The sequence below is a fragment of the Actinoallomurus vinaceus genome, assembly GCF_039542055.1.
Classification (GTDB): domain Bacteria; phylum Actinomycetota; class Actinomycetes; order Streptosporangiales; family Streptosporangiaceae; genus Actinoallomurus; species Actinoallomurus vinaceus.
On record NZ_BAABHK010000006.1, the window covers coordinates 288,119 to 307,347 of the forward strand.

Here is a 19,229-nt window from a genome sequence, read left to right on the forward strand (position 1 = left end):
CGTCCGCGCCATCAGACACGTACGCGGAGGCCTCACACCCTCAGGTGCGAGGCCCCCGGACGTCTCTGGGCGGGCCCGGCGCCCGCCGACCATCCCGTCAGCCGCGGCGCGGCAGGTCGATCCCGTGATCGGCGGCCGTGCGACGCAGGTCGTCGATCTCCGCCTCCTGGGCATCGACCAGGAGATCGTCACCAGCGTCGCGGGCTGTCCGGAGCGAATCGTACGCATCGGACAGACGCTGCTGAATCGTGTTCGTCAACTCGCCCACGCGGTCTCCCTTCGATAGGTCGCCAGGCTCCCCTACCCAGGTCCCCGTTCTCGGTAAACCTGCGAATATCCTGGACACGCTTATCAGGGACTTACACGCGGCGTGACATAACTGAATCGCCGGTCCAGCGCGTGGCCTTCCAGGGGGTGGAAACAGGTGAGAGTCCTGGTCGTCGAAGATGAGCGCGTGCTCGCCGACACCATCGCCACCGGGTTGCGGCGTGAGGCGATGGCGGTCGACGTCGCGTACGACGGCGCCAGCGCGCTGGAGCGGACCAGCGTCAACGACTACGACGTGGTCGTGCTGGACCGCGATCTGCCGCGGGTCCACGGCGACGAGGTTTGCCGGAGCCTCGTCGCCGAAGGGGCCGCGGCGCGCGTCCTGATGCTGACCGCGGCGGGCGAGTTGGACGACAGGGTCGAGGGACTGTCGATCGGGGCCGACGACTATCTCGCCAAGCCGTTCGCCTTCGCCGAGTTGATCGCCCGGATCCGCGCGCTGGGCCGACGTTCCGCGCCGCCGCTGCCGCCTGTGCTCGAGCGCGCCGGCGTGCGGCTCGACCCGGCCCGCCGCGAGGTCACCCGGGACGACCGGCCGGTCGACCTGACGCCGAAGGAGTTCGCGGTGCTCGAGGTGCTCATGCGAGGGCAGGGCACCGTCGTCAGCGCCGAGCAGCTCCTGGAGAAGGCCTGGGACGAGAACATCGATCCCTTCACCAACGTGGTGCGGGTGACCATGATGACGCTTCGCAAGAAGCTCGGTGAGCCGCAGGTCATCGAGACCGTTCCCGGCGCGGGGTACCGTCTTTGATCCCCTCGCCGGGCTCTCTGCCGCGCCGCATGACGGTGCGGCTGCGACTCACCCTGCTGTACGGCGGGCTGTTCTTCGCGGCGGGGCTCCTGCTGCTGACGGTCGCGTACGTCCTGGTCACCAACATCCTGGAGAACCTGCCGTTCACCGTGCAGCCGACCGAGCCGGGCGCCGGGCTGACGCAGCAGCAGGCCGAGGCCTTCGCCCGCGCCTTCATCAAGGGCGTCCAGCACCGGCTCATCACCCAGTCGGCGTTCGCGCTGCTGGGGGTCGGGCTCATCGCGCTGGCCCTCGGCTGGTTCGTCGCCGACCGGGCGCTCGCGCCGCTGCAGAAGGTCACGGCGACCGCCCGCAAGCTGTCGGAGAGCACCTTGCACCAGCGCATCGCCCTGCAGGGCCCGGACGATGAGATCAAGGAGCTGGCCGACACGTTCGACGCCATGCTCGACCGGCTGAGCCAGGCGTTCGACACGCAGCGGCGGTTCGTCAGCAACGCCTCGCACGAGCTGCGCACTCCGCTCGCCATCAACCGGACCCTCCTCGAGGTCGCGGTCACCGACCCGGAGGCGTCGGAGGACATGAAGACGGTCGGCAAGACCCTCCTGGCCAACAACGCCCGGCACGAGCGGCTGATCGAGGGACTGCTCCTGCTGGCGCGCAGTGAGCGGGAGCTGACCAACCGCACGCCGGTCGACCTGGGCGAGGTCGCCTCGACCGTGCTGAAGACGGCGGTCCGCGGGGACCGGCCGGACATCGAGGTGAAGTCGGAGCTGACCGACGCGCCCACCGTCGGCGATCCGGTGCTGCTCGAGCACCTGGTCTCGAACCTCCTGGACAACGCGATCCGCCACAACGTCGACGACGGCATGGTGGTCGTCCGTACGGGGGTCCTGGAGGGGTGGGCCACCTGCCAGGTGGAGAACACCGGTCCGGTGGTGCCGGCGTACGAGGTGCAGAGCCTGTTCGAGCCGTTCCGCCGGCTGCACACCGACCGGATCGAGTCGTCCAAGGGCGCGGGTCTGGGACTGTCCATCGTGCGCTCGGTGGTCTCCGCGCACGGCGGGACGGTCATCGCCACGCCGCGCGAGGACGGCGGCCTCATCGTGACCGTCCGCCTCCCGCACGCCTGACCGCCGCACCTAGGGTCACGGGTCGCTCTCAGGACCGACCGCGCCGCATGCGCCCGCGACCACGGGTGTAGGCGCCGTCGGTCACCCGCGACCGGCGGCGTACGGCAGGTGTCGGCCCGAGGACGATCCGCCGGCCGCCTCTTCACCGGAACGCTGACGGCGTGAACAGCTCCAACATGCCCCCGCACCCGAACGCTCCCCTGACACGGCGGGTGAACTGGCCGATGGCCACCGTGCTGACGGCCATCGCACTCGTCCGGCCGGTCTTCTCGATCGTCGGCCTCGACGACAGGCTCGGCAAACCCGCCACGCCCCTGGTCCTAACCGCGGCGATCTCGCTGGCCTGGATCCTCATCGCCGGCCTCAGCCGCGTACGGGAACCGGTGCTCACCCTCATCGCCGCCGGCGTCGGCTACGGGCTGGCCGCGATCGTGCTCAGCGCGATCCTGTCGCCGATCCTGACCGGCCGCCTGCAGGGTCCTCTCGCGAACCCCATCGCGATCGTGCCCGTCATCGGCGTCAACGCCCTGTGGGGCGGCGTCTGCGGGGCATGCGCGCTGGGCCTGCAGCGCATGCGCGGTGTCCGCCCCTGAGGCCGTACGCGGGCCTCAGGGGCGGGACCTCACTTCCGTGCCGTCGCGGTGAGCACCGGGAATCCGGTGTAGTCGAGGTCCATGCCGACGAAGTTCGTGGTGTCGGCGACCCGGTACTGCGTGTGGGAGTACAGCGGGATGAGGGCCATGTCGTCGAGCGCGACCTTCTCGGCCGCCTGGAGCCGCTGGGTCCGCTGGGTCGCGTCGTTGGTGGCGCGGGCGGTGTTCAGGGCGGAGTCGAACGCCTGACTGCTGTACCGGGCGTAGTTGGTGCCGGAGATGGTGCCGTCGTTCTTGCGCTGGATGTTGTCGCTGGACAGCAGCGCGTCGAGGACGCTCTCGGCCGAGGGGTAGTCGGCGGCCCAGGACAAGCGGTACAGCCCTGCGGCGTCCTTGCCGGACATGTCCGGGTAGAACTTGGCCGGGTCCAGCCTCCGCACCTGCACGTCCCACCCGAGCACCGACTTCAGCTGGTTCTGCACCAGCGTCACCAACTGGTCGTAGGTGGCCAGGTTGGTGGAGGTGAAGGTGACCTTCGAGCCCGGGCCGAGGCCCGCCTGCTGCGCCAGCTGCTTGGCCTGCGTGGGGTTGTAGGTACAGGCGGTGCAGCCGTTGACGTCGGCACCGGGGACCGCGGGCGGCACCAGGGACGTCGCGGGGGTGTAGCCCTGGTTGAGGGCGGTGGTCAGGGCGTTCCGGTCGAGGGCGTAGGAGACGGCGAGCCGCGCTTCCTTCTTCTGCATCGGCCCCTTGTCCGTCGTCGGCGCGAGGTACGTCATCGTGCTGGAGGCGGCGGTGACCAGCTTGTGGTCCGAGGAGTGCAGGGAGCGCGCGGTGTTGATCGTCGAGCCCTCGACCTCGACCCAGTCGTACTGGCCGCGGCCGAAGTCCGTGAGCGACTGGTCGAGGCTGGAGACGAAGGAGATGTCGACCCTGTCGAGCTTCGGCTTGGCGAAGGCGTAGGAGTCGTTCCGTACGAGGGTCAGCCGGGAGCGCGCGGTGTACTGGCTCACCTTGAACGGGCCGTTGCCGACCGGCTGGTTGTTGAACGTGGCGTTCGTCGCGTCCCCGGCGGAGGACGGGACCGGCGCGAACGGCGGGGACGCCACCCGCATGGCGAAGTCGCAGTCGGCCTTGGTCAGCGTCACCCGCAGGCCGCTCGTCCCCTCCGCCACGACGCCGGACATGGAGGTGCTCTTGCCCGTCAGCACGTCCGAGTAGCCCTGGATCCCCGTCATCAGGTAGCCCATGCCCTTGTTGCCGTGCGCGGCGCGGTTCCAGCCGCGGACGAAGGCGGCGGCGTCGACGGGCGAACCGTCGCTGAAGGTCGTGCCCTGCTTGATCGTGAAGTGCCACTGCGTGCAGCCGGAGTTGGGCGTCATCTCCGTGGCCAGCGCCTTCGCGACCGAGCCGTTCGGCTGGATCGTGGTCAGGCCGGTGAAGAGGTTCTCGGCCGCGAACACGTCCGAGGTGAGCACGGCGTTCGACGGGTCGATGTTCTCCGGGGTGAACATCGCTATCCGGAAGGTCCCGCCGGCCCGGCCGCCGGTCGGGTTCGGCTTCGGCTTGTTGTGGCTGCGGTTGCCGAGCTCGGTGCCGGCCACGGCGGCCGTCGCGATGAGCACCACCGCGCCCGCCGCGATGGCGGCGACGACACCGGGCCGGGTCCGCCGCCGCCCGGCGGGCACCGTCTGCTGCGAGTACGGGAGGGATGCCGGGTCGGTCCGGTAGGGGTCGTACGGCGTCGGCGGCCCGTACGGTCCCGGCGGGGAGGTGTCCGCTCCCGGAGCGCGGCCGTACGGCGGCGTGTCGCCCACGTACGGGTTGGAGGGCAGGTCGTTCCGGTAGGTCCCGGGCGGCGGTGTGTCGCCCGCCGGGGCGTACGGGTTCGAGGGCGCGCCCTCGGCCGCCACCTGGGCGCCCTCCTGCAGGATCGTCGTGGGCGCGGGCGTCCCCGCGCCCGGCAGGACGACGCCTTCATGGCTGAGCAGGCGCAGCAGGATCTGCTGGGCGGTGGGCCGCCGGTTCGGGTCCTTCCACAGGCACGCCGTGACGATCTCCCGGAGCGGCCCCATGAGCATCCCGAGGTACGGCTCCTGGTTCAGGATCCGGTGCATCACGGCCGGGATGGAGTCCTGGCCGAACGCCGGATTGCCGGTCGCGGCGAACACCATCGTGCAGCCCCACGCGAACACGTCCGTCGCCGGGCCGACGGCGTGCCCGGAGATCTGCTCGGGCGACATGTACGACGGCGTGCCCACCGCCGTGCTCGACAGCGTGCCGGTGGCGTCGAGGGCCCGGGCGATACCGAAGTCGATCACACGTGGCCCGTCCGCGGCGAGCAGCACGTTGGACGGCTTGAAATCCCGGTGGACGATGCCGGCCTCGTGGATGGCGGCGAGCGCGGTGACCGTGCCGATGGCCAGGCGCTGCAGGGCCTCTCCGCTGCGCGGTCCCTCACGGTCGACGACCTGGCGCAGCGACGGGCCGTCGATGAACTCGCTCACCAGGTAGGGCGTGTCGCCCTCGACGTCGGCGTCGAGGATGCGCGCCGTGCAGAACGGCGCGACCCGCTTGGCGCTGGCCAGCTCACCGGCGAACCGGGCCCGTACCTTCGTGTCCCCGCTGAACTGCGCGTGCAGGAGCTTCACCGCGACCTGCTCGCCGTCCGGCGCCTTGCCGAGATAGACGACCCCCTGACCGCCCTCGCCGAGGCGGCCGGTGAGGGCGTACGACCCCACGCGCGTCGGGTCGTTCGCCCGAAGGGGGCTTCCGGGCATGGGCGTCCTCCCTGGGACTGGTCAGAGGCCTATCACTTGGTGAGGGTCCCGGAGGCGAGCACGGCGCCACCGGCGGTCTGGCTCATCTGCCACGTCATCGACGAGCCGTTGAGGGTCAGCGTCACGTACGACGGGGACAGGCACTGGCTCGACCCGTACGACGTCAGCGTCTGCTGGAACGTCACCTGCTTTTTGTCGTCGGAGATCTGGGCGCTGTTGAGTTCACCCGAGCACGTGTCGTACCTGACGTTGCCCTCCTTGAGGATCTGATAGAGGGTCAGGTCGATGCCACGCGACGCGCTCGTGCCGAACGCCACGTTGCTGGTGGGGACGGCCCTGCCGGACCAGCTGCCCGCGAAGCCCTCCGGCAGGCGGTCGCTCTTCGCCTTGTTGAGCAGACCCGCGCCGATGGCGATCGGCAGGCCGACCACCAGGATCAGCGCCACGACACAGCCGAGGCCGATGAAGAGCGGGGCGTTGGTGTTCTTCTTCTGCGGCGGGGGCGGGACGTACGCGCCCTGCGGATGCGTCGGCCGCCCCTGGTTCTGCCACGGCGGCGGGGTCTGCGGGCCCGGCCGCATCATCGGGTTCGGCGTCGCGGGACCCGGGTGCATCATCGGCGGCGGCGTGGCCGGGCCCTGCGGCATCATCGGCGGCGGCGTGGAGGGACCGTGATGCATCGGCGGCATCGCGGGCGGCGGGGTCATGATCGGCGGGGGAGGGGGCAGCTGTGCGGCGATCTGGGTGCCCTTGTCGAGCAGGTCCTTCCGGTCGGCGGCCGGACCCGGCGTCGCGCCGACCTGGCCCAGCAGGCGCAGCAGGAGCTGGTGCGCGGCCGGGCGGCGGCGAGGGTTCTTGTCCAGCGCCGCGCCGACCAGTTCGCGCATGGTCCCCTGCAGCCGGGACAGGTCCGGCTCCTCGTTGAGGATCCGGTTGATGATCACCGGGAGCGTCTCCGCTTCGAACGGCGACCGCCCCGTCGCGGCGAAGACCATCGTCGCGCCCCACGCGAAGATGTCCACCGAGGGCGTCAGCGGCTCGCCGGTGAGCTGCTCCGGGGCGAGGTACCCGGGCGTGCCGACGACCATGCCGGTCGCCGTGACCGAGCTCTGCTGGGAGTCGACGGACCGGGCGATGCCGAAGTCGACCACGCGCGGGCCGTCGGAGGCCAGCAGCACGTTGTTCGGCTTGAAATCCCGGTGGACGATGCCGGCCTCGTGGATGGCGGCGAGCGCCGTCGCGGTGCCGATCGCCAGGCGCTCGAGCGCGGCCCCCTCGAAGGCCCCCTCCTGGAGCACCACGTCGTACAGCGGCGGTCCGTCGATGAACTCGCTGATGATGTACGGCGGCCGGCCGGTCAGGTCGTAGTCCAGGACCTGCGCCGTGCAGAACGGCGAGACCTTCTGCGCCGCCTCCGCTTCGCGCGCGAACCGCGTTCGGGCGGAGGTGTCGGAGCTCATCTGCTGGTGCAGCAATTTGATCGCCACGGGGTCACCCGAGGGTGACCGGCCGAGAAAGACCGCGCCTTGGCCGCCCTCCCCCAGCCGTCCGACGACCTGGTACCGCCCCAGTGTTGTCGGATCGCCCGGCTCCAGTGGAGCGCCATCCGGCATGTGTGACCCCATCACAACCCTTATCCTGTGCACCCGCCAGGTCCGTACAGGCGGGAAACCATATCGCGTTACCTGTGACGTTCGTCGTCATCATCCGGTTCAAGGCGTGCCTTGTCACTGCTTCGCTCGTAGAAGGTGTGATTTGCGCCACATCGGACATCTCGGATGAGCGGTGAGAGGACTCACGGTGTGATGCGACGCGCCTTGCGTGTTCGGGGTTAAAACCCGTGACAGAATTTCCCGCCCGGATCGGGCACAAGATGGGCCTCCCGAGCGTTAGACCCGCGCGACGGGGCGCATAACTAAGGACCGAGGGGGATGGAGACAGAAGATGGCCACCGACTACGACAGCCCACGCAAGACTGACGACGACCTCAGCGAGGACAGCCTGCAGGAGCTGCAGGCGCGCCGGGCCGACAAGAGCACGGGCGTCATCGACGAGGACCTGGACGCCGGTGAGGTCACCGAGCTGCCGGGCGCGGACCTGTCGAACGAGGAGCTGAGCCTCCGCGTTCTGCCGCGCCAGGCGGACGAGTTCACCTGCGCCCGCTGCTTCCTCGTGCACCACCGCAGTCAGCTGGCGGAGGAGAGGAACGGCCAGTTGATCTGCCGCGAGTGCGCCGCCTGACGCCGGGTCGTGCCCGTGTCCGAGGGAGAGCTCGCCCGCTGGGATGACGGTGACGACCGGCTCGGCCAGGAGATGGCGGAGCTGGTCGGCCGACTGTCCGACGACGATGTCGACCGCGAGACCCGCGGCCGCCTGCTCGGTCGGCTCGCACGCCTTCTGGCGGCGAGCGCGCGCCGGGCAGGGGCCGCGGGCGTCGCGCGGGGACGCTGGCTGACCGAGGTGGTCGCGGACATTGCGCCCCGCATTCCCGTCCGTGACCTGGAGACCCTGCGGGCCCACCACGAAGGGCTGACGGGGGAGGCGCTGGCCGACTCCGTGGTGCGCGCCGCGCAGCGTGCCACGACCGGGGTCGGCGCGGCCGGTGGCGCGCTCGCCGCGATCGAGTTCACCGCGCCGCCGCTCCTGCTGAGCGCGCCCGCCCAGATCGTCGCCGAGACCGTCGTGGTCGCGACGATCGAGGTCAAGTTGATCGCCGAACTGCACGAGGTGTACGGCATACAGGTTCCCGGCAGCGGCGCGGCACGCGGTGCCGTGTTCCTCCAGCTGTGGGCCCAGCAGCGAGGCTTCGACCCGCTCAAGCCCGGCAGCGTCACCGCGGCGCTCGGCGTGGCCGCCAAGACCGGCCTGCGCAAGCGCCTCATGCGCACGCTCGGCCGGCACCTCACCACGATGGGCCCCTTCCTGACCGGCGCCGTCGCCGGCGGCGCCCTCAACCGCACGGCCACCAGGCGCCTGGCCGACAGCGTCCGCACGGACCTGCGCCGCACCATCGGCGCCCCCTCTTCCCGGCCGCCGATCGACGACCGCTCGGCCGACGACCGCCCCGCCTGACGGTCAATGGAATCCTCCGTCTACGCCTTCGTCGAGGACGTCCGGGGCGAGGGTGCCGGGCGGGTCCTCGACCGCGTGCTCGGCTACGGCTGCACCGGGCTCACCGTCGCCGCCGCCTACCACCAGGCCCGCGACGTGACGCCGCACGGCCCCGCCCGCGTCACCTTCCGCCGGGACGGGGTCCACTTTCCGCCCGGCGACCTGTTCGGCCGGCTCGTGCCGCCGGTCCAGCCGTGGGCGAAGGAGGACCCGCTGCGTACGCTGCGGCCACTGACCCGTGAGCGGGGCGCCGCGCTGCACGCATGGGGCGTGTTCTGCCACAACACGACCCTGGGGCTGGAGCACCCGGACGTGACCCAGGAGAACTGCTTCGGCGACCGCGCCGCCCCCGCCGACCTGTGCCCGTCCCACCCGGACGTCCGCGCGTACGCGGTGGCGCTGGCCCGATCGCTCGCCCGGTACGAGCCGGACGCGGTGGTCGCCGAGTCCCTGCACTTCGGCCTGTTCGGGCACGGCTACCACCACGAGCGCTCGTTCGCCGAGCTCGGAGGGCTCGCGGAGTACGCCCTCGGCTTGTGCTTCTGCGCCCACTGCCGGCGGATCGACGGGGCCGACGCCGCCCGCGCCGAGGCCGTACGCCTCGTCGAGGACGCCCTGGACGGCAGGCCGTGGCCGGAGGCGGACGAGCCGCCCGCCGCGATCATGGAGTTCTCGCTGGCCCGCCGCCGTACGGTCACCACGCTCGTCGCGGAGGTGGCCGAGGCCGTCGCGGACGAGGGCTCGCGGCTGATCTTCATCGACCTGACCGGCGCCGCGAAGGGATACGCCGACGGGCTGCCCACCGGCGGCCTCGCGGCCTCGGAGGCGTGGCGGATCGGCGTGGACCCGGCGGCCGTCGGCTCCGTTGCCTCCGGCTACGCCGTCCTGGCGTACGCCCGCGACGCCGCGCGCGTCGCCGCCGACCTGGCGGCCTACCGGACGGCCCTGGGGCCGGACCGCGAGCTGCGCGCCGTGCTGCGCCCCGGATTCCCGGACACCGACTCGGCCGGCCACCTGGCCGAGAAGGTCAAGGCCGCCGCCGGGTTCGCCGACGCCGTCGACTACTACGCGTACGGCCTGACGCCCTTCCACGTGCTGGAACGCATTTAGGCGCCCCCGGGAGAACCCGTGGGGCGCCGGACGCACCTCGTCGGTCAGGAGGCGATGCCCCCGGTCCTGGTCAGGAGGCGACGCTCTTGGCCTTGTCGGCCGCCGAGCGCAGCGCGGACGGCAGCTCGCCCGTGCTCTTGTGCCAGCGGTTGGCCGCCGCGCGCGTGGCCAGCAGCCGCGCGACCTCCATGCCCACGCCCATGACGACGGCCCAGGCGATCGCCTCCGTCAGCGCGACCTCCGGAGACTCCGGGTTGGTCGGGGGCTCCTTGCCGATGGCCCGCTTCCACCCGATCGTGATGGCCTTGCGGGCCACGAACCCGGCCCCGAAGGCCGCCGCGCCGGCGACCAGCCGCCAGCCCAGCTCTCCCTTGTCCGGCATGCGTTCTCCCTTTCCAGCGTTACCCGTGTGATTTCCGGGCCGTTCGTAGTCCGACCCTCTCACAGGCGATCACCTGATCTGGATCGACTCCGCCGTGGTGCCCAATACCATTGGCGCCATGACAGAGCAGCCACGCCCGCCGGAGAAGCCCACCCTCGACGGTCTCGAGGAGAAATGGGCCGTACTCTGGGCCGAGCGCGGCACTTACCGCTTCGACCGGTCGAAGGCGCGTTCGGAGATCTACTCGATCGACACGCCGCCGCCGACGGTCAGCGGCTCCCTGCATGTCGGTCACGTCTTCTCTTACACCCATACCGACACGATCGCCCGCTTTCAGCGGATGCGCGGCCGCGAGGTCTTCTATCCGATCGGCTGGGACGACAACGGCCTGCCCACCGAACGCCGGGTGCAGAACTACTTCGGCGTCCGATGTGACCCCTCTCTGCCCTACGACCCGGATTTCGAACCGCCGGAGAAGCCCGGCCGGCAGATTCCCGTCTCGCGGCGCAACTTCGTCGAGCTGTGCGACCGGCTGACCGAGATCGACGAGAAGGCCTTCGAGGACGTCTGGCGCCGCGTCGGGCTGTCGGTCGACTGGTCCCTGCTCTACACCACGATCGGCGCGCCGGCCCGCGCGGCCGCGCAGCGGGCGTTCCTGCGCAACCTGGCGCGCGGCGAGGCGTACGTCTCCGAGGCCCCGACCCTGTGGGACGTCACGTTCCGCACCGCCGTGGCCCAGGCCGAGCTGGAGGACCGCGAGCAGCCCGGCGCCTTCCACCGGATCCGCTTCCACGGCTCCGGCGCGCGCCCGATCTACATCGAGACGACCCGGCCGGAGCTGCTGCCCGCCTGCGTCGCGCTGGTCGCCCACCCGGACGACGAGCGCTACCGCGAGCTGTTCGGCACGACCGTGCGGACCCCGCTGTTCGGCGTCGAGGTGCCGATCGTCGCGCACCACCTCGCCGAGCCCGACAAGGGCTCCGGCATCGCGATGATCTGCACGTTCGGCGACCTCACCGACGTCATCTGGTGGCGCGAGCTGAACCTCCCGACGCGGGCCATCATCGACTGGAACGGCCGGATCCTGCCCGACCCGCCCGCCGGCGTCGCCCCGGAGCCGTACACCGAGCTGGCCGGGCTGACCGCGCAGGCCGCCCGCGAGCGCGTCGTCGAGCTGCTGCGCGAGTCCGGCGACCTCGACGGCGAGCCGCGGCCGATCACCCGCCCGGTGAAGTTCTACGAGAAGGGCAACAAGCCGCTCGAGATCGTCACCACCCGCCAGTGGTACATCCGCAACGGCGGGCGCGACCCGGAGCTGCGCGAGCGGCTGCTCGCCCGCGGCGCCGAACTGTCCTGGCACCCCGCGTACATGAAGGGGCGGTACGACAACTGGGTCGAGGGGCTGGCCGGCGACTGGCTGATCTCCCGGCAGCGGTTCTTCGGCGTGCCGATCCCGGTCTGGTACCCCCTCGACGACGAGGGGGAGCCGATCCACGACCGGCCGATCACGCCCGCGGAGGACGCCCTCCCGGTCGACCCGTCCTCCGACACCCCGCCGGGCTTCACCGAGGACCAGCGCGGCAAGCCGAACGGCTTCACCGCCGACCCCGACGTCATGGACACCTGGGCCACGTCGTCCCTCACCCCGCAGATCGCCGGCGGCTGGGAGCGCGACCCGGACCTCTTCGCCCGGGTCTTCCCGTTCGACCTGCGGCCCCAGGCACACGACATCATCCGCACCTGGCTGTTCTCCACCGTCGTGCGGGCGCACCTGGAGCACGACTCACTTCCGTGGACCGACACCGCGCTGTCCGGGTGGATCCTCGACCCGGACCGCAAGAAGATGTCCAAGTCCAAGGGCAACGTCGTGACGCCGATGGACCTGCTGGTCCAGCACGGCTCCGACGCGGTGCGCTACTGGGCGGCCAGCGGCCGGCTCGGCACGGACACCGCGTTCGACGTCGGCCAGATCAAGGTCGGCCGCCGGCTCGCCATCAAGATCCTCAACGCCTCGAAGTTCGTCCTCGGCCTCGGCGACGTGCCGGCCGGCGCGACGGTGACCGAGCCGCTGGACCTGTCGATGCTGGCGACGCTGGCCGAGACCGTCCGCGAGGCCACGGCCGCGTTCGAGGCGTACGACTACACCCGCGCCCTCGAGCGCACCGAGCGGTTCTTCTGGGACCTCTGCGACGACTACCTCGAACTGGTCAAGGCACGGGCGTACGGCGCGCCGGACGGCGAGCCCGACCAGGGGGCGATCTCGGCGCGGGCCGCGCTGCGCGAGGCGCTGTCGGTCGTGCTGCGGCTGTTCGCGCCGATCCTGCCCTATGTCACCGAAGAGGTCTGGTCGTGGTGGCAGGACGGCTCGGTGCACCACGCGGCGTGGCCCTCCGCCGACGCGCTGCCCGCCGGCGGCGACGCGACGGTGCTCGCGGCCACCTCCGACGTCCTCCGGCAGGTCCGCAAGGCCAAGTCGACGGCGAAGGTCTCGATGCGCGCCGACGTCGAGCGGGCCGCGGTCCGCGGTGCGGACGTCGGGCACCTGGCAGTGACCGACCTGCGGGCGGCCGGCCGGATCGCCGACCTGAGCCTGGAGGCCGCGCCCGAGGAGGGCTTCACGGTAGACGTGACCCTGGCGTCCTAGCGAAGCAGCAGGACGGCCAGGGCGGCCAGGACCACGATGCCGATCGCGTTGGTCAGGATCGGCATCCGGGTGATCCGGCGGTCGTCCCACTCGTCGTTCCGGCTGGCGTAGCGGGCGGTCGCGGTGACCGCCCGTCCCATGCCGAATCCGGTGCCGGTGAGGATCGTGGCGAGCGGGCCCTGGTGCGCGAGCACGAGCCCCAGGGCGACGACGTACGGCGCGCTCGCCGAGACGTACGTGCGGACCCCGGTGCCCAGTTCGAAGCCGAACTGCAGGGAGCCGAGCCTGATCCGGCGCTGCAGCACCTCCCGGGGGATCTGCCGGGCGTTCTGCGGGAGCGGAACACGGATCCAGCCCGCCTCACGGGCGACGCCCGCCACCGCGATCGCCATGATCGCTGCGATCCGGACGGTCCGGGGCAGCGGCTCCGCGAAGCCGGACAGGAGCCACAGCACGGTCGCGCTGAGCGTGCCCCCGAGGAGGAGACCGAGGGAGAAGACGGCGAGGACCTCGCCCTGCCGTACGTGGGCCCGCCAACCTGGCGAGAACAGCACGAAATCGCTGTTGCGCGTTCAAACGGAGCCGGACAGGGAGTATCCGGCCAGCGCACCGACCGACGCCCAGCACAGCACCGTGTGCTGCGCGGCCGCCGCCGCGACGGCCAGGAGGGCCAGCACGGCGAACGGCAGCAGCGGCTCGGTCAGCCCCCGGCGCAGGCGGCCGGCGGGTCGGGTCTCAGCTCTTGCAGGCAAGGGCCCACCGGCAGACCGACTTGTACCAATGCCCGGCGGCGCTCTTCTTCCAGCCGTCGTGGCAGCGCCAGGTCACCGACTTGGCGCAGTTGCCGCACTTGTGGGCGTACGCCCAGATCCAGCCGTCGTACTTGCCCGCGTAGCACTGGTTGGGCCGCAGCTTGAACTTGCCCGGATCGGAGACGCCGGAGCGGTGGAACCCCTTGTACGTGCCGCTCGTGCGGCACGCGCTGGCCACGACGACGCTCGGTCCGCAGCCGGGGGAGCAGTCGAACGGCCCGGCGTAGGCCGGGCACTTGCCGTAGATGTCGTAGTAGCCGCTGGCCTTGAGCGTGTAGCCGTCGGCGAGCGCCTTGCGCGCCGGGGTGAACACCCCGATCGCGGACAGGCCGACGGTGGTACCGGCGGCCAGCGCGCCGCCCAGCATGGACCGGCGGGCGACGCCCTCGGCCTTCGCGTGCGGCACCCGCCGGACGGCCCGCAGGGCGCCTTCGGGCCGTGGGCCGCTCAGCGTGGGAATCTCGTCGAGTTCGAGCATCGGGCATCCTCCCCGTTTCATCTCACCCGGGTCGCCGCATCCGCGTCGGTGAGCGGCGGCACCGGCTCCCCGGCCATCGCCTCCTCGGCCACGGGCTCCCCGGCTGCGGGCTTTCTGGTCGTCGGCTCATCGGTCACCGGCTCACCGGTGTCGACGACCCGGCCGCCGGCCTGTACGACGAGCGCGTGCAGCGCGCGGATCGAGCCGACCGGCTCGGTCGTCCGGATCCGCCCGTCCGAGCCGACCAGCACGGCGTACGGCGTGGCCGGGACCTGGTACTCCTGGAACAACTCGCCCTGGCCGGCGAAGATCATCATGTGGTCCGGCGGCGCGACGGCCGGCGCGTCGCCGGAGAACAGCGCGCGGATCGGCGGAGCGCCGGTCAGGCCGCGGGCCTCCTCGAAGACGTCCTGGCAGGCCGGGCACTCGTCGCTGAGGAACAGCAGCAGCGCCGGACGGCCCGGCTCCGGAGCGAGCCGGTCGACACCCGGCGCGGGCATCCCCGTGGTCGGGCCGACGTCGTGCGTCCGCGGTCCGCGGGTCAGGTGGTGCACCTGGCGGACCAGGCCGGCCACCACCAGGGCGAGCAGTGCGAGGGCCGCCCAGGTCACCAGGAGCGCGGTGGTCTCGAAGCTCATCCGGCGGGGCTCCTCTCGGGATCGGACAGGGCCGTCTCGGGATCGGACAGAGCCGGTGGCAGCGACCACAGCAGGGCCGCGAACACGACGGACGACAGGCCCACGATCGTGACGTGGACACCGTGGGAGGCGACGGCCGAGCCCGCACCGGCCGACGCCGTCACGGACGCCAGCGCGAGGGCCGCGGCCCGCCCCGCCACCCAGCCGCTCATCGGGGTGCCGTCGGCCGCGCAGCCGCACGGCACGCTCGGCCGGGTGCGCAGCACGTACAGCCCATAGATCGCGTACGCCGTGAACAGCAGGCCGCTGCCGGTCGCCCCGAGCTCCAGCGCCCGGGGCCGCCCGGCCAGCAGCGCGTAGCCGGTGGCCGCCCCGAGCACGCCCTCCAGGGCGCCGACCGCGATGGCCGCCGGCCACACCAGCGGGCCCGGCAGCGTACGGTGCGCCGCCAGCGCCGCGGGCAGGGCGCGCGGATGCAGCAGGTGCCCGGCGAACCCCGCCAGCAGGATGAGCGCGACCGTCCCGGCCGACACGCCGGCCAGCATCTCGGCCATCAGGCGACGGTCTCGACGCGCAGACCGCCGAGGCGGTTCGCCACCTTCACGGCGTGCTCGGCCTCGTGCGGCAGCACGGTGACCATGGCGGACGGGGTGGCGAGCAGGAAGTACGTCGTGTCGTCGTCGAGCGTGTCCCGGAACAACTCGCCGCTCGGCACGCGAGCGCCGGACCACGCCGGGAGCCTCCGCGCCGTCGTCTTGGTGAGCGCGGTGATCTCCAGCAGGCCGAGCCCCGGGATCTCCTTCGCCACGTCGGCGGGCTCGGCGATGCCCGCCCGCTTCGGATTGCGGGAGGCGACGGTGATGCCGTCGCTGTGCTCGGTGATCTTTAGAAGCTGGAAAAGACGCACGGCGTCGGTGGCCTGGGCGCTGTACATCGGAATGAACATTGAGAAATGGCGGCCCTGCCACATCACGGCGAGGAGATGGTCTTCCAGGCCGACGCGGTCGTCATAATGAGTCACTCGCGTGGTCCGGAGGGTGCCGCCTTGAACGGAGAATTCATCGTCGAAGTGGCGGATGTCGAGATCTTGGGTCCACGCGGCCGCCGCGCCGTGGTCACCGGAGGTCAGCTCGTAGATCCTCCCGTCCACGGCGAACCGCGCTACCGACGTGAAAGGGAGGGTAAGGTCCAGATTGCCCGAGATCTGAAATCGGTAACCGTCCAATGCTCTATGCACCACGCCGTGCGCCATGACGCAAACCTTCCCCGTTCGACCGACTCGCCCTAAATGAAGGTCGTGACGGAAAACAAACTAAGCTTATTCCGGCCCGTTGGCGAGATACCGGAGCCGGGATGCCCGAATGTGGCCAACCCCTCGCCCTTGCGAACGCATCGGGTCATGAAGACGTCGTGCGGGTGACGAGTCGAGGACTACCGTCCGGGTAGGGCGTCGTCGGAGGAGAACAGTGAGCGATCGGGATCCGGGAGTGCCGGGAGCGCTGGCGACCGCCGCGACGTTCTGCTGGCGGCTGATCGTCGTCGGGGTCGTGGTGTACGCGGTCGTGCGCATCCTCGACATGCTGCGGCTGGTCGTGCTGCCGTGCGCGATCGCCATTCTGCTGTGCGCCCTGCTGTACCCGGTCACCGGCCGGCTGCGGCGGTGGATGCCGTCACTCGCCGCGACCTGGCTCACGATGCTGCTGGCGTTCAGCGTGCTCGGCGGCGTGGGCACCTTCGTCGGGATCCAGGCCAACGACCAGTTCCCGCACCTGGTCAACCGGATCCAGCGGACGGCGACCGACGTCCAGCACTGGCTGGTCACCGGGCCGCTGCACCTGAAGAGCTCCCAGCTCCAGTCGGCCGTGGACCAGCTGCTCGAGCAGATCCAGCAGCAGCGCGGCAAGCTGGTGAGCACGGCCTTCACCGGCGCCACCGTCGCGGGAGAGCTGCTGGCGTCGATCGTCTTCCTGTTCTTCGTCACGTTCTTCCTGCTGAAGGACGGGCCCGGGATCTGGCGGTGGCTCATCAGCGGGACGGGACGTCACCGCGACCGCATCGACCGGGCCGGCCGCGCGGCGTGGGAGACGCTGTCGCAGTACGTCCACGGCACGGTGATCGTCGCCCTCATCCACTCGGTCGTCATCGCCGTCACCCTGGTGATCATGGGTGTGCCGCTCGTCGCGCCGCTCGCCGTGATCGTGTTCTTCGGAAGCTTCATCCCGATCGTCGGCATCCTGGTCGCCGGGGCGCTGGCCGTCCTCGTCGTCTTCAGCTTCAAGGGCTTCGTCGCCGCGCTGATCTTCCTCGGCATCCTGATCCTCGAGCAGCAGCTCGAGGGCCACGTCCTCCAGCCGCTCGTCGTCGGCCGGTGGGTGCGCTTCCACCCGCTGGGCATCATCATCGCCATCTCGGTCGGCGCGGTCGTCGGCGGCATCCCCGGCGCCGCCGTGGCCGTGCCCACGGCGGCGGTCATCTACCGGGCGTGGCCGGCGCTCCGCGGCTCGGGCGAGCCCGTCCCGGTCGAAGAGCCGTCCGCCCGCGCCCCACTCCTGACCGGCCGCCGGAAGGACGCCACGCCGGACAGCGCGTCCCCCGACACCGCGCCGGCGGGCGGCTCGCCGACCGGCGGATCGCCCACGGAACCCGCCGCAGCACCGGGCGGCGCAGCGGCGCACGACGATCCGCCCGCGGGGCCCGGGTCGGCGGCGCCGGGTGACGGAGCGGCGGAGGACGATCCGCGGGCGGGTTCCGGGCCGGCCGCGTCAGGCGGCGGATCCTTGGATGATCCGCAGGCGGGTTCCGAGTCGGCCGTGCCGGGCGGCGCGGCGGCGGAGAACGATCCGCCAGTGGAGCGGACGCCCGACGACCAGCGGCCGGACTGAGCCGCCTACGGGCCGTGCTCACCGGCGTGGGGCCGTACAAGCGGTAGTGTCACGCCCTGTGACGCGCGCCGAGGCGCGCGCCGCCATCAGATCGTGACGAGGTGGAGCTCTTGACTGTGGACGTTCTCATCCAGCGGCTGGATCCCGACCTGCCCGCGCCGTCGTACGCCCACCCCGGCGACGCGGGCGCCGATCTGGTCACGACCGTCGACGTCGAGCTGCCGCCCGGGGCCCGCGCAATGGTGCCGACAGGGGTCGCGATCGCCCTTCCCGACGGCTACGCGGCCTTCGTGCACCCGCGCTCCGGTCTGGCGGCTAGATTGGGACTGACGATCGTCAATGCGCCCGGCACCGTCGACGCGGGCTACCGGGGAGAGATCAAGGTCACCCTGCTGAACACCGACACCGAGAACACCGTGCGGCTCACGCGCGGCGACCGCATCGCGCAGCTGGTCATCCAGCGCGTCGAGCGGGCCGTCTTCCATGAGGTCCAGGCACTGCCCGGATCCGCCCGCGGAGACGGTGGTTTCGGATCCACGGGCGGGTACGCAGGAGCCGTGGAGGGTCGCACTGACGTGGCCCTACAGCACAGCGAAGGAGCGTGAGTCGTGTTTCGACGCCGTCGTCGGGACGAGGAGCCCGAGAAGAACCTCGAGCCGACCGACGAGGAGACCGTCGCGGCCGAGGAGTCCGAGGAGTCCGGATCCGAGGAGGAGCAGGAGCGCGCGGCAGTGTCCCACGGCGGCCCCTGGGACGCCGAGGCGGACGGGATCCCCGAGGTGGAGCGCGTCGACTTCGGCGCGATCCAGGTGCCCATCGGGGAGAACATCGAGATCCAGCTGAACATCGACGGAGTGGAACAGGACGCCGAGGGCAACCCCGTCGGCGGCCAGTTCGTTGCCGTCACCGTCGTCTACGGTGAGAGCGGCCTGCAGGTCCAGCCGTTCGCCGCGCCGAAGAAGAGCGGCATCTGGGACGAGCTCCGCGAGGAGATCGCCGAGGAGATCAAGCAGGCCCAGGGCGAGACCCAGGAGGCCGAGGGGCCCTTCGGCACCGAGCTGCACGCCATGGTCCCGGTCGCCATCCCGGAGGAGATGCTCGACCAGGTGCCGCCGGAGATCGCCGAGCAGGGCTTCGGCTGGCAGCCGGTGCGGTTCCTGGGCGTGGACGGCCCTCGCTGGTTCCTGCGCGGCGTCCTGCAGGGCGCCGCTCTGCAGGACGAGGAGCAGGCCCGGATCATGGAGGAGATCTTCTCCAACGTCGTGGTCGTGCGCGGTGACTCCCCGATGCCGCCCCGCGAACTGCTCGAGCTGACCCTGCCCGCAGAGGCGCAGGAGGCGATGGCTCAGCAGGCCGGCGAGGAGGAAGAGGAGGACGGAAGGTCCCCGTTCAACCCTTTTGAACGCGGCCCGGAGATCACCGAGGTCCGCTGACCGACCCCGAATCCCGCCCCTGGCACAAGCCCCGGGGCGGGATTTCGCGTTTTCCGTCCTGTGATCACTCAAATGCATAGAGTGACGATTTGTGATGTGCATGGAGGTGATCCACCGATGACGGAAGCGTCTGCCAGACCGCCCGTTCCCTACCGGAC

The 19,229-nt window shown here is 71.4% G+C and carries 20 protein-coding genes; 10 read left to right on the forward strand and 10 right to left on the reverse strand.

Annotation, left to right across the window (positions count from 1 at the left end):
- Positions 1-97: 97 nt before the first annotated feature.
- The gene (locus tag ABEA24_RS23010) at positions 98-268 is read right to left on the reverse strand and encodes a hypothetical protein (protein ID WP_345433050.1); all 171 of its coding nucleotides are present in this window, start codon (positions 266-268) and stop codon (positions 98-100) included.
- A 156-nt stretch (positions 269-424) separates the two neighbouring features.
- Here ABEA24_RS23010 and ABEA24_RS23015 point away from each other — a divergent pair, with 156 nt between their 5' ends.
- From ABEA24_RS23015 to ABEA24_RS23025, 3 genes are all read left to right on the forward strand, one after another.
- Positions 425-1,078, forward strand: a complete 654-nt coding sequence (locus ABEA24_RS23015) for a response regulator transcription factor (protein ID WP_345433051.1) — start codon at positions 425-427, stop codon at positions 1,076-1,078.
- Between the two features lie 29 nt (positions 1,079-1,107).
- Positions 1,108-2,208, forward strand: coding sequence for a sensor histidine kinase (locus ABEA24_RS23020; protein ID WP_345433052.1), 1,101 nt, complete (start codon positions 1,108-1,110; stop codon positions 2,206-2,208).
- A 161-nt stretch (positions 2,209-2,369) separates the two neighbouring features.
- A complete protein-coding gene (locus tag ABEA24_RS23025; RefSeq protein ID WP_345433053.1) occupies positions 2,370-2,801 on the forward strand; it encodes a hypothetical protein in 432 nt (143 codons plus the stop codon).
- Positions 2,802-2,830: 29 nt separating this feature from the next.
- Here the strand turns inward: ABEA24_RS23025 and ABEA24_RS23030 are convergent, their stop codons facing one another.
- On the reverse strand, positions 2,831-5,581 hold the full coding sequence (locus tag ABEA24_RS23030; protein ID WP_345433054.1) for an ABC transporter substrate-binding protein: 2,751 nt from the start codon (positions 5,579-5,581) through the stop codon (positions 2,831-2,833).
- 32 nt (positions 5,582-5,613) lie between these two features.
- Entirely contained in the window at positions 5,614-7,206 is a 1,593-nt protein-coding gene (locus ABEA24_RS23035) for a serine/threonine protein kinase (RefSeq protein ID WP_345433055.1), read from the reverse strand.
- A gap of 319 nt (positions 7,207-7,525) precedes the next feature.
- Between ABEA24_RS23035 and ABEA24_RS23040 the strand changes: the two genes are divergently transcribed.
- The 3 genes from ABEA24_RS23040 (at position 7,526) to ABEA24_RS23050 (ending at position 9,802) form a co-directional block, all read left to right on the forward strand.
- Positions 7,526-7,822, forward strand: a complete 297-nt coding sequence (locus ABEA24_RS23040; RefSeq protein ID WP_141958915.1) for a DUF4193 domain-containing protein — start codon at positions 7,526-7,528, stop codon at positions 7,820-7,822.
- A gap of 72 nt (positions 7,823-7,894) precedes the next feature.
- Positions 7,895-8,653 carry a hypothetical protein gene (locus tag ABEA24_RS23045; RefSeq protein WP_345433331.1) on the forward strand — a complete coding sequence of 253 codons (759 nt, stop codon included), beginning with the start codon at positions 7,895-7,897 and terminating at the stop codon, positions 8,651-8,653.
- 6 nt (positions 8,654-8,659) lie between these two features.
- Complete coding sequence (locus ABEA24_RS23050; RefSeq protein WP_345433056.1) at positions 8,660-9,802, forward strand: hypothetical protein; 1,143 nt, start codon at positions 8,660-8,662, stop codon at positions 9,800-9,802.
- A 70-nt stretch (positions 9,803-9,872) separates the two neighbouring features.
- Here ABEA24_RS23050 and ABEA24_RS23055 read toward each other — a convergent pair whose 3' ends face one another.
- Positions 9,873-10,184 carry a DUF4235 domain-containing protein gene (locus tag ABEA24_RS23055; protein ID WP_345433057.1) on the reverse strand — a complete coding sequence of 104 codons (312 nt, stop codon included), beginning with the start codon at positions 10,182-10,184 and terminating at the stop codon, positions 9,873-9,875.
- A 118-nt stretch (positions 10,185-10,302) separates the two neighbouring features.
- On the opposite strand from ABEA24_RS23055, the gene valS reads away from it, so the two are divergent.
- On the forward strand, positions 10,303-12,828 hold the full coding sequence (gene valS / locus ABEA24_RS23060; protein WP_345433058.1) for a valine--tRNA ligase: 2,526 nt from the start codon (positions 10,303-10,305) through the stop codon (positions 12,826-12,828).
- Here the strand turns inward: valS and ABEA24_RS23065 are convergent.
- Genes ABEA24_RS23065 through ABEA24_RS23090 form a run of 6 tightly spaced genes read right to left on the reverse strand, consistent with a single transcriptional unit; the run spans position 12,825 to position 15,906 of the window.
- Positions 12,825-13,382, reverse strand: a complete 558-nt coding sequence (locus ABEA24_RS23065; protein ID WP_345433059.1) for a hypothetical protein — start codon at positions 13,380-13,382, stop codon at positions 12,825-12,827. The genes valS and ABEA24_RS23065 overlap by 4 nt on opposite strands.
- Positions 13,383-13,400: 18 nt before the next feature.
- Positions 13,401-13,580 (reverse strand): hypothetical protein, encoded by a 180-nt coding sequence (locus ABEA24_RS23070; protein WP_345433060.1) that lies wholly within the window; start codon positions 13,578-13,580, stop codon positions 13,401-13,403.
- Positions 13,564-14,118, reverse strand: coding sequence for a hypothetical protein (locus ABEA24_RS23075; protein WP_345433061.1), 555 nt, complete (start codon positions 14,116-14,118; stop codon positions 13,564-13,566). The genes ABEA24_RS23070 and ABEA24_RS23075 overlap by 17 nt, the downstream gene beginning before the upstream one ends.
- 17 nt (positions 14,119-14,135) lie before the next feature.
- Positions 14,136-14,756 carry a thioredoxin domain-containing protein gene (locus ABEA24_RS23080; RefSeq protein ID WP_345433062.1) on the reverse strand — a complete coding sequence of 207 codons (621 nt, stop codon included), beginning with the start codon at positions 14,754-14,756 and terminating at the stop codon, positions 14,136-14,138.
- Complete coding sequence (locus ABEA24_RS23085; RefSeq protein WP_345433063.1) at positions 14,753-15,310, reverse strand: MauE/DoxX family redox-associated membrane protein; 558 nt, start codon at positions 15,308-15,310, stop codon at positions 14,753-14,755. The genes ABEA24_RS23080 and ABEA24_RS23085 overlap by 4 nt, the downstream gene beginning before the upstream one ends.
- The gene (locus ABEA24_RS23090) at positions 15,310-15,906 is read right to left on the reverse strand and encodes a hypothetical protein (RefSeq protein WP_345433065.1); all 597 of its coding nucleotides are present in this window, start codon (positions 15,904-15,906) and stop codon (positions 15,310-15,312) included. The genes ABEA24_RS23085 and ABEA24_RS23090 overlap by 1 nt, the downstream gene beginning before the upstream one ends.
- A gap of 316 nt (positions 15,907-16,222) precedes the next feature.
- Here ABEA24_RS23090 and ABEA24_RS23095 point away from each other — a divergent pair, with 316 nt between their 5' ends.
- The 3 genes from ABEA24_RS23095 to ABEA24_RS23105 all read left to right on the forward strand — a co-directional run bounded on the left by ABEA24_RS23095 (position 16,223) and on the right by ABEA24_RS23105 (position 19,071).
- Positions 16,223-17,638, forward strand: a complete 1,416-nt coding sequence (locus ABEA24_RS23095) for an AI-2E family transporter (protein WP_345433066.1) — start codon at positions 16,223-16,225, stop codon at positions 17,636-17,638.
- 110 nt (positions 17,639-17,748) lie between these two features.
- Positions 17,749-18,243, forward strand: a complete 495-nt coding sequence (gene dut, locus ABEA24_RS23100) for a dUTP diphosphatase (protein ID WP_425551224.1) — start codon at positions 17,749-17,751, stop codon at positions 18,241-18,243.
- Positions 18,244-18,246: 3 nt separating this feature from the next.
- Positions 18,247-19,071, forward strand: coding sequence for a DUF3710 domain-containing protein (locus tag ABEA24_RS23105; protein ID WP_345433067.1), 825 nt, complete (start codon positions 18,247-18,249; stop codon positions 19,069-19,071).
- Positions 19,072-19,229: the final 158 nt, after the last annotated feature.